Annotated in this window: 8 protein-coding genes; 4 read left to right on the top strand and 4 right to left on the bottom strand. The window is 59.2% G+C overall.

Translation table 11 applies throughout. The features are described 5' to 3' along the window. Positions 1-185: 185 nt before the first annotated feature. Both QPL98_RS17005 and QPL98_RS17000 read right to left on the bottom strand, forming a co-directional pair. Complete coding sequence (locus tag QPL98_RS17005) at positions 186-596, bottom strand: peptidoglycan-binding domain-containing protein (protein WP_022991974.1); 411 nt, start codon at positions 594-596, stop codon at positions 186-188. Positions 597-703: 107 nt separating this feature from the next. Next, positions 704-1,795, bottom strand: a complete 1,092-nt coding sequence (locus QPL98_RS17000; RefSeq protein ID WP_303293662.1) for an AI-2E family transporter — start codon at positions 1,793-1,795, stop codon at positions 704-706. 130 nt (positions 1,796-1,925) lie between these two features. On the opposite strand from QPL98_RS17000, the gene QPL98_RS16995 reads away from it, so the two are divergent. From QPL98_RS16995 to QPL98_RS16985, 3 genes are all read left to right on the top strand, one after another. Beyond that, a complete protein-coding gene (locus QPL98_RS16995) occupies positions 1,926-2,276 on the top strand; it encodes a hypothetical protein (protein WP_014420653.1) in 351 nt (116 codons plus the stop codon). A gap of 98 nt (positions 2,277-2,374) precedes the next feature. Beyond that, positions 2,375-2,623: a hypothetical protein gene (locus tag QPL98_RS16990; protein WP_011785886.1), complete on the top strand. Its 249-nt coding sequence runs from the start codon at positions 2,375-2,377 to the stop codon at positions 2,621-2,623. A 122-nt stretch (positions 2,624-2,745) separates the two neighbouring features. After that, complete coding sequence (locus QPL98_RS16985) at positions 2,746-3,645, top strand: haloalkane dehalogenase (RefSeq protein WP_014420652.1); 900 nt, start codon at positions 2,746-2,748, stop codon at positions 3,643-3,645. Between the two features lie 18 nt (positions 3,646-3,663). Here the strand turns inward: QPL98_RS16985 and QPL98_RS16980 are convergent, their stop codons facing one another. After that, positions 3,664-4,452: an acyl-CoA thioesterase II gene (locus QPL98_RS16980; RefSeq protein ID WP_303293661.1), complete on the bottom strand. Its 789-nt coding sequence runs from the start codon at positions 4,450-4,452 to the stop codon at positions 3,664-3,666. Between the two features lie 198 nt (positions 4,453-4,650). Between QPL98_RS16980 and QPL98_RS16975 the strand changes: the two genes are divergently transcribed. Further along, on the top strand, positions 4,651-6,177 hold the full coding sequence (locus QPL98_RS16975; RefSeq protein WP_303293660.1) for a DEAD/DEAH box helicase: 1,527 nt from the start codon (positions 4,651-4,653) through the stop codon (positions 6,175-6,177). A gap of 19 nt (positions 6,178-6,196) precedes the next feature. Here the strand turns inward: QPL98_RS16975 and QPL98_RS16970 are convergent, their stop codons facing one another. After that, positions 6,197-6,712 (bottom strand): dihydrofolate reductase, encoded by a 516-nt coding sequence (locus tag QPL98_RS16970; RefSeq protein WP_014420650.1) that lies wholly within the window; start codon positions 6,710-6,712, stop codon positions 6,197-6,199. Positions 6,713-6,723: the final 11 nt, after the last annotated feature.

Here is a 6,723-nt window from a genome sequence, read left to right as displayed (position 1 = left end):
GGCCTACCACCGCCAATTTAAAGGCCAGGGAATAATCTCGCTGACTCCTCCGCCTCTTCGTGTTCATAACACCCTCCACAATTTCCAGTGAGAAGGTGTAAACCTTATTCAGGACGGGTCATGGACCACAAAAAAGCCCGCAAAGTGTTTGCCTTGCGGGCTTTTTTTTATCCGGGGACTGGCGTTTACCAGAGCGACCAGCCACCATCTTCGTCTTCTTCGATGGTGTCTTCGGCAGAAGACTCGGTCTCAGCCGGAGCCGGTTCTGCGGGTGCCGCCTGCGCAGTTGCCGCCGGTGCAGACTGGCCTGCATCAGCGGCCGCCTGCTGCACGGTGATCAGCCCCAGAGCCCGCTCGGTTTCCTCATTCAGAATACCGGTTGCCTCAAGGCCGTTGTCTTTCTGGAAACGGGTCAGTTCGGCCCGGGTCTTGTCATCCATGCTCGGGCTGACATTGGTGATGTCGTAACCGGCACCGTAAAGCGCGTGCTTGAGCGCGACCACTTCGTTGGCCTGGGCAACGGGTGCCAGGCCCAGCAGGGCGACCGTTCCGACCGCCAGCGCCGTCCTGCCGATGTGACGGGTGACTGTTTTCATGGTTCTCACCTGATCTACTCCTGGATATCTCTGTGACATCTGCTGTTCTGTTTTTATAGTGTGGCGCCTTCCTCTACGTATCAGCGCTCCATAGACCATAACATAATTTAATCTTCGCGGGCCGGACCATTCTCGGGATTTGACGGATCGGCATAGTGATACTGGCCAAATTCACGGATAAAAATGCCCCAGAACGCCATGAAAAGCGCCGCCACCAGCGGACCCATGACAAAACCATTGATGCCGAACATAACAATGCCGCCCAGGGTGGACAAAAGCACGAGATAGTCCGGCATTTTGGTGTCCCGCCCTACCAGCACCGGCCGGAGCAGGTTATCCGCCAGACCAATCACCACCACCCCATAGGCGGTCAGAATGATGGCTGGCACGATATCCCCCACGGCAGCCAGATAGATGGCCGCCGGCACCCAGACAATCGCAGCCCCGACGGCTGGCAGCAATGAGACGATGGCCATGACCACCCCCCACAGCAAGGCTCCGGTAATGCCCAGTATCCAGAAGATTACGCCACCGAGCGCACCCTGAATGATGGCGATCAGCAGGTTACCCTTGACCGTGGCACGGGTGACTTCCGCGAATTTGGCAAACAACAGGCGCTCGCGCTCATCGCCCAGCGGCAAGGCGCGAATCATCAATTCTATCAGTTTCTGGCCATCACGGATCAGGAAAAAGGCCAGGTAAACCATCAGAGCCAGCCCCAGAAAGAACTGAAAGGTGTTCTGCCCGATGCCCAGGGCCTGCTTGGCCAGAAACTGGCTCCCCCCAAGAAAGGCATTAACGGCGCGGTCCCTCAGATCCGCAAAGTTGATGTCAAACTGGGCCAGAAAGGCCTGGATGGCAGGAAACGACTGGTTAACCTGATCAATGTATTCCCCCGGCCGGATCTCTCCGGCCTGGATCTTCTGGTAGATCCCCATACCTTCCGCGATCAGCGCCGCGCCCAGTACCAGCACCGGAATCACCACGATCACCATACACACGAACAGTGTAATCAGGGCGTTTAGTGTCGGCCGGTCGCCAAGTCTGCGTACCAGCAACTGCTGCACCGGATGGAAAATAAGAGCAATGGCCACCGCCCAGAAGATCGGGCCAAAGAACGGCTTCATCAACAGAATGAACGCAAGCGACACACCGAGCAGCATCGCCAGAAAAGTCCGTGTTTCAAGTTTTGCGTACATAGTTAAACAATTCCTGTCCAGAACATGCCCATCGGGGCCGATAGGGAAAGCAGACTACCACGATAGCGTGGCCAATGTAGCGGGGTTCGCGTTATAGTGGTTGGTTATCGATCAGCCAACAATACAGGTTATGTGGTTGGAAGCAGACAACTTTACCGTGGAGAGCGCGCTGGAGGCCGCACTGGAACTGCAGAAAGTGCTGGCAGCCCGAACCCATCGTCGCAAGGTGATGGGCCAGGAGGTACTCGTGCCCGGCCAGTTGGGCGAGGCTCTGCACCTGCCCAGAACCATCAGCCGCCTGAGTGGCAAGCAGCAACGATTGCGGGATCGCGGCCTGGAGGATTTCCAGGAGCTCTGGCCCACGCTGTCTGAATACACTCGCCAACGGGTTCTGGACGGACTTGGCTGGTACGACCCCAAGCAACTCGACTGGGAGGACAAGCGCTCCAACCGCCGGCCGTTGGTCGATCCTGACGCCTGATACGTATAACTGCGGAAGCCGAAGTGCGGGGCCAAGGCCCGGACTGACTTTGAAATGTCACACTTCGCCCTTACTGTGATCTGATCAGGAGGATAACTATGACAGACAATAACCATTACACTGCCATCCTGGCCCAGGGGAGCGCCGTGCCCACCCTGTTATGCGGGCATTGCCATTCCATTCTCTCCCGCGCCAGAATTTTCCGTAACCAGGGCGACGCCCATCAAGCCATTGAGTGCAACACCATCGGCCTGTGCTCCGCGGACGATTGCGGCGCGGTGAACTGCTGCGACGAGGCTCTGGCCCAGGTGGAAAACCCCGAACGCCTGTTTGACATCGCATCCTGATTCAAACTGGCAACGCTCTGTTACGCAACTCAAACACACAAAATTCCCATCTGATTTATCCTGACCTTCGACGATTGTCGTACCGATAATCACGCAACCACTCAGTCAGGACAGTCGATGGCATGCGTATTCTGAGAACCGACGAAGCCCGCTTCGCAGGCCTCCCGGATTACCCTTTTTCAGCACACTATCTGGATGTTGAGCCAGGTCTTCGGATGCACTATGTGGACGAAGGGCCAGCCCACGCAGACCCAGTGGTGATGCTTCACGGGGAGCCATCCTGGTCCTATCTCTACCGGCACATGATTCCGCTTGTCGCCGAAGCGGGCCACCGGGTTCTGGCGCCCGATCTGATTGGTTTTGGCAAGTCAGACAAACCCGCCGATGTCAGCGACTACAGTTATGACAGCCACATGCGCTGGCTGACCCACTGGCTTGAAACACTGGACCTGACCAACGTCACGCTGGTGTGTCAGAACTGGGGCTCACTGCTGGGATTAAGGCTGGCGGCAGAGCATCACCGCCGGTTCAGCCGGATCATTGTCGGCAACGGCATGCTGCCAACGGGGGACACCCGGGTACCGGCCGTCTTCAGACTCTGGAAGGCGTTTGCCAGCCATAGCCCCTGGTTTCCGATAGGCCGGATTGTCCAGCTTGGTACCGAACGGTCACTCAGCCCGGCCGAAATAGCCGCCTACGAGGCGCCCTTCCCGACACCGGATTACAAAGCCGGTGCCCGGGCGTTCCCGGCACTGGTGCCAACCTCACCCAACGACCCGGCCAGCGCCGCCAACCGGGAGGCCTGGCGCGTGCTGGAAAAATGGCGCAAACCCTTTATCACCTGCTTCAGCAGCGGCGACCCGATTACCCGGGGTGGCGACCGTTATATGCAGCGGCGAATCCCCGGAGCCTTCGGCCAGCCCCATATCACCCTCAACGGCGGACATTTCCTGCAGGAAGATTCCCCCCGACAGTTTGCCCGGGTCATTCTGGACGCGCTCAAAGCCGAGATGGCGGCCTGATAACCAGCCTCGCCCGACTCAACCGAAGACTGTAACCGTCTGCCGGCTCAGGGCTACCAGTTCACCGGCCGGGGTCCAGATACCAGCATGAGTGTGACCATATCCGGCGCCAGCCTGGTCGATGGTTGCCCGGTACAGCAGCCAGTCATCCGGCTTCATGGCAGGCCGGGGATGGACAATCTCCAGCGCCCAGCTCAGGGAACTGGCTGGGGCCGGCCCCTTGAGATGCGGCAACAGCGCCGGTGGCCAGGCATCAACCAGAGCAACAATGTGGGCGTCGGTCATAGTCTCTGGGGCTTCCCGGAACTTCATCCAGCCCCCCATTTCGCGCCCGCCCTTACCGGAGAATGGCATATGGCCAAACGCCCAGCGCATTTCGATATGCCGGGTAAACTCCGGCGTCACTTTCGGGATATACGGAAGTGACTGACATTGCTCTGCCGCAACCGCTTCCGGTGCCGACGTCGGTGCCACCCGGACAGCAGACTCACGGTCGCCCCCGAAACTGGCAAGACAGACAAGGCGTGGCTCGCCATTCTGAACGATCCGTCCCTGGACCTGGGATACTGCCTTTCCTTCACGCAGAACTTCGGCCTCAACACGGGCCGGCACATCCGCCTCTACGGGGCCGACAAAAGACACCTGAAGGGCCCGCATGGCGCGATCATCCGCCACCTTTGATGCCATCACCTCAAACACCAGGGCCGCTACCAGGCCGCCGAACGTTGCACGTCCCTGGCCCCAGTCTGACGGTATCACCACTTCGCCGTTATTCCGGACATCACCGAGAAGGTCATCGAACGTCATTTGTTTTAGATCCTGTTCATTAGCCTGCAAACCGGTAAGACTGCACCACTTACCGAAGCCTGACAATAGGCCGGCCCCGGCAACTACCTATCGATTGCCTGGCAATAGTCGTATAAAAACCACCCCAAACAGACTATAATGCGCCAAAATCATGCATTGCCTGTGCAGTGCGATACCCTCCGAATACCGAGTACATTCATGTCAGAATTGTCTTTTGCCGAACTGGGGCTGGATCCAGCAGTACTGGAAGCCGTCTCCGCCGTTGGCTATGAAACCCCGTCGCCCATCCAGGCGCAATCCATCCCTGCTCTGCTGGCCGGCAACCATCTGTTGGGCGTTGCCCAGACAGGTACCGGCAAGACCGCAGCCTTTGCCCTGCCATTGCTGAGCCGGATTGATGCGAACGTGGCCGAGCCACAGATTCTGGTACTGGCCCCTACCCGGGAGCTGGCGATTCAGGTCGCGGAAGCGTTTACCACCTACGCCAGCAAGTTCCGCAATTTTCATGTTCTGCCAATTTACGGTGGCCAGGATTTCTCACCACAGATTCGCGGCCTGAAGCGTGGCGCCCAGGTTATTGTGGGCACACCTGGCCGCATGCTCGACCATCTGCGCAAGGGCACCCTGAAGCTGGACGGCCTGAAGGCACTGGTACTGGACGAAGCCGACGAAATGCTGCGCATGGGCTTCATTGATGACGTGGAAGCCATCCTGGCGAAGACGCCGGACACCTGCCAGCGCGCGCTCTTCTCGGCCACCATGCCGCCACAGATCAAGAAGGTTGCGCAGACTTACCTGAAAAACGCTACCGAAGTAAGAATCGAGAGCGAAACCCGCACGGTGGAACGCATAGCTCAGTTTGTGCTGCCGCTCTACGCCGAGCGCAAGCTGGATGCGCTGACCCGCATTCTGGAAGTTGAGCCATTTGACGCCTCGATCATTTTCGTGCGCACCAAGGCCGAAACCACCATGCTGGCAGAGAAGCTGTCCGCACGCGGCCACGCTGTGGCGCCCCTGAGCGGCGACCTGAACCAGCGTCAGCGCGAACAGACCGTTGAAGATCTCAAGCGTGGCAAAAAAGATATCATCATTGCCACCGATGTCGCCGCCCGTGGTCTGGACGTGCCCCGGATTACTCACGTTATCAACTACGATGTGCCCTACGACACCGAGGCCTACATCCACCGGGTTGGCCGTACCGGCCGTGCCGGTCGCACCGGCAAGGCTATCCTGCTGGTGACTCCGCGTGAGCGCAGCTGGCTGCGCACTCTGGAGCGGGCCACCAACTCCCCGATGGAACCGTACCAGCTGCCGTCACCTGCCGCCCTGCAGAAAATGCGGGTAGAACAGTTTGAGGCGCAGCTGCTGGGCTTCACCGACGATCCTCGCGCCGCCAAGGCCATCGCCCTGTTGGACGAGATCGCCGAACGTAACGACATGGACATGGCCGCCATCGCTGGCGCCATGGCCTGCCTGCTGGAAGCCTCCCAGCCGGATTCTCTGCCACTGGAACAGCCGGAAGCACTGCCCGAGATTTCCGCCGCGCCTCGCCGGGATCGCAAAGGCCCGCCTCCGGGCAAAGGCGGCTTCCGCAAAGGCGGCCCTGGCAAGAAGTTCAGCAAGGATGGCAAACCCGGCTTCCGCAAGAGCGGGCCGAAAGGTGGCAAGCCCGCCGGCAAGGGCGGCAAACCTGCAGGAAAAGGCCCCAAGCGCGCGCCGCGCTGAGGCCTGATTGGCTAGCCGGTCATTCTGACCGGCTACGCTGGTATACGACAAAGCTGTAGTCGTAAGGATTGTTGTCAGACGCAGAAAAATCTTCGCGCCCGATCTCTTCCCACTCGTCCCAGTTCACTTCCGGAAAGAAGGCATCTCCGTCCACCTCTGCGTGCACCTGAGTGATGTATATCCGGTCAACCATTGGCAGCGCTTCAGCATAGATCTGGCCTCCGCCAATAATCATCACCTCATCACCACCTTCAAGCTCCGCCTGGGCCTCCGCTTTCACCAACGCTTCGTTCAGCGACGCTGCGGCAACGGTTCCGGCTGGCGCCTGCCATTCCGGATTTCTGGAAATCACCACGTTCATCCGCCCGGGTAAGGGCCGGCCGATGGAGTCCCAGGTCTTTCTGCCCATGATAATGGGCTTGCCCATGGTGGCCTGCTTGAAGTAGCGCAGATCACCGGGCAGATACCAGGGCAGCTTGTTATTCCGGCCGATCACCCGGTTTCGGGCCATAGCTACGATGAGGGCCTTGCGCATAACGGGTTCCT

Origin of the sequence: Marinobacter sp. ST-43 (genome assembly GCF_030541085.1) — a bacterium.
In the GTDB taxonomy this organism is placed as follows: Bacteria; Pseudomonadota; Gammaproteobacteria; order Pseudomonadales; family Oleiphilaceae; genus Marinobacter; species Marinobacter nauticus.
Note: the sequence above shows the minus strand (reverse complement) of the source record. Positions and strands in the feature narration are given on the sequence as shown.

Bases quoted from the DNA above. Each gene is read 5' to 3' on its own strand.
- QPL98_RS17005 (WP_022991974.1), bottom strand. From the start codon at position 596: ATGAAAACAGTCACCCGTCACATCGGCAGGACGGCGCTGGCGGTCGGA.
- QPL98_RS17000 (WP_303293662.1), bottom strand. From the start codon at position 1,795: ATGTACGCAAAACTTGAAACACGGACTTTTCTGGCGATGCTGCTCGGT.
- QPL98_RS16970 (WP_014420650.1), bottom strand. From the start codon at position 6,712: ATGCGCAAGGCCCTCATCGTAGCTATGGCCCGAAACCGGGTGATCGGC.
- QPL98_RS16990 (WP_011785886.1), top strand. From the start codon at position 2,375: ATGACAGACAATAACCATTACACTGCCATCCTGGCCCAGGGGAGCGCC.
- QPL98_RS16995 (WP_014420653.1), top strand. From the start codon at position 1,926: ATGTGGTTGGAAGCAGACAACTTTACCGTGGAGAGCGCGCTGGAGGCC.
- QPL98_RS16975 (WP_303293660.1), top strand. From the start codon at position 4,651: ATGTCAGAATTGTCTTTTGCCGAACTGGGGCTGGATCCAGCAGTACTG.
- QPL98_RS16985 (WP_014420652.1), top strand. From the start codon at position 2,746: ATGCGTATTCTGAGAACCGACGAAGCCCGCTTCGCAGGCCTCCCGGAT.
- QPL98_RS16980 (WP_303293661.1), bottom strand. From the start codon at position 4,452: ATGACGTTCGATGACCTTCTCGGTGATGTCCGGAATAACGGCGAAGTG.